Below are 2,173 nucleotides of genomic sequence, written 5' to 3' on the forward strand. Positions count from 1 at the left end.
GCCGCACCGCCTCCCGCCGCTGAGGCCACCGGCTGCCGGGCCCGCCCCACCCGGCAGCCGTGCCCGTACGACGACGCGTCCCCCGGACCGAAACCGGTCCGGGGGACGCGTCGTCGTGGGTGCCCGTCAGCCGTTCACCGGCGACGGCGCCCCGCTGCGGCTGCCGCCGCCCGGCACGGGAACCGTCCCGCGCACCGGCGTCGACCTCAGCCGTCGGCGCACCCCCTGGACCAGCGTCGACGCCGTGAACGTCGCGCCGTGCACGAAGCGCATCGCCGGGCCGAAGCCGGACGCGGTCACCAGGCCCGCCAGGAACAGCCCCGGATGCGACGACTCGAAGCTGTGGCCGAGCACCGGGGAACCGTCCGGCAGCACCGCCAGCGCCCCGCGCAGCTCGGCGGAGAGCAGGCCGAGCCGGTCGCGGTGCGCCTTGAACCCGGTGGCCGCGATGACGTGTTCGGTCTCCAGGGAGCGCCGGGAGCCGTCACGGCCGGTCAGGTCCAGGCGCAGCCCGCCCGGCACCGCGGCGGCCGCGGTGACCTCCTGGCCCGGCAGCAGGTCCACCGCCCGCTCCACCCGGTCCCGCACCCACCACGCGCCCGCGGGACCCAGCGCCGTGGCCGCGATCCGCGACCGGGACGTCTGCGGCAGCCGCCGGAACAGGCCGGGGCGCTCGGCGTAGAACCAGTTCCGCCAGCCGGGCCCGAGCCCGCTGTGCGGCGAGCGGACCGACTGCCACCACGGGCGCTCCCAGGCCGGCGGCACGTCGTTCCACCGCAGCCGCTCCGCCCGCGCCAGCACCCTTACCCGCGTGCCCTGTTCGGCGAGGAGCGCCGCCGTCTCCAGGGCCGCCTGGCCGCCGCCGATCACCGTGACGTCCTTGCCCTGGAAGTGGCCCAGGTCGCTGTGGTGGCTGCTGTGCGTCACCAGCGTGGGGTGCAGCCCGCGCAGGGCCGGCGGCACCTCGATGAACGGCATCACCCCGACCGCCAGCGCCACCGTCCGCGCGTGCAGCGCCTGCCCGTCCTCGGTGACCGCCGTGAACCCGTCGGCGCCGGACGAGATCCGGGTGATCGTGCGCTCGTCCACCTCCGGCACGGCGTTGCGGGCGAACCACAGGCCGTACGACGCGAACGCCTCCACCGGGATCGGGTGCGCGTGACGTGCCGTCAGGCCCTGCTCGGCGCAGTACGCGTCCAGCCGCCAGCGCCCGCCCGGATCGGACAGGTTGGACGCCCACGGCTCCGACTTCAGGAACATGCCGCCGGGCATGTGGTCCCGCCAGGACGCCATGGGCCGGCCGAACACGCGCAGGTTCAGTCCGGCGTCCGCGGCGTGGGACGCGATCGACAGACCGTACGGACCGGCGCCCACCACCAGAAGGTCGTACATCATCAGCTGCTCGCTTTCTCGTCGTCGGTCGGGGAGGTCGAGGAGGTCGGGGAGGGAGCGGCCGCCCGGGAGACCACCGGGGGGACCGGGCGGGGCGCCGGCACGGAGGCCGCCGTGCCCAGCCGCTGCCGCAGCCGGCCGGACACATGACGGGCCCACAGGGCCCACATCGCCCACCCGGGGGCGCGGTCGTCCCCGGCGTACCAGGCCAGTTCGCGTCCGCCCGGCGGTGTACGCAGTGCGGCCAGCGGCGCGTAGTTCTCCACCACGAACGACCGCCCGGCCACCGGATCCCCGTCCGGCAGCGGCCGTCCGGTCAGATCCAGGTGCAGGGCGCGTACGACGTCCAGTCCCGCGCTGTCCTCGAACAGCCGGAACTGGGCGCCGGGGCGCGGGTTGAAGTCGAGGAGGTGGTAGCGGCCGGTCGTGCCGCAGCGGCGGAAGTCGAGGTCGAAGACGCCGCGGTAGCCGAGTCCGCCGGTGATCCGCTCGGCGAGCGCCCGGACCTCGGGGTTGGGGGTCCAGTGGCCCACCGCGGTCAGCCCCGCGCCGCGCGGCCAGGACGACCGCTTGCGGCCCGGACCGCCGGCGCGCACGGCGCCCGTACGGTCGGCGTAGCCGTGGAAGAACCAGTCCCGGTCCTCGCCCGGCGGCAGATACGCCTGGAGCAGCAGCGGGCTGCCCGCCTCCGCGGTGCGCGCGTGCAGCTCCCGGGCCTGCCGCGCGGTGTGCACCAGTTGGGTGCTGCGCAGTCCGCCGCCGGCCGGCAGCAGCCAGGGGC

The 2,173-nt window shown here is 76.3% G+C and carries 1 protein-coding gene and 1 pseudogene; both read right to left on the reverse strand.

Annotated elements, in window-relative coordinates; translation table 11 throughout:
* Positions 1-126 precede the first annotated feature (126 nt).
* Positions 127-1,392, reverse strand: coding sequence for an NAD(P)-binding domain-containing protein (locus B7767_RS26345; protein WP_085574372.1), 1,266 nt, complete (start codon positions 1,390-1,392; stop codon positions 127-129).
* A 2-nt stretch (positions 1,393-1,394) separates the two neighbouring features.
* Positions 1,395-2,173: pseudogene (locus B7767_RS26350) on the reverse strand (ATP-grasp domain-containing protein); the annotation flags it as partial.

Source organism: Streptomyces sp. 13-12-16 (assembly GCF_002114215.1).
Lineage (GTDB): Bacteria > Actinomycetota > Actinomycetes > Streptomycetales > Streptomycetaceae > Streptomyces.

Bases quoted from the DNA above. Each gene is read 5' to 3' on its own strand.
- B7767_RS26345 (WP_085574372.1), bottom strand. From the start codon at position 1,392: ATGTACGACCTTCTGGTGGTGGGCGCCGGTCCGTACGGTCTGTCGATC.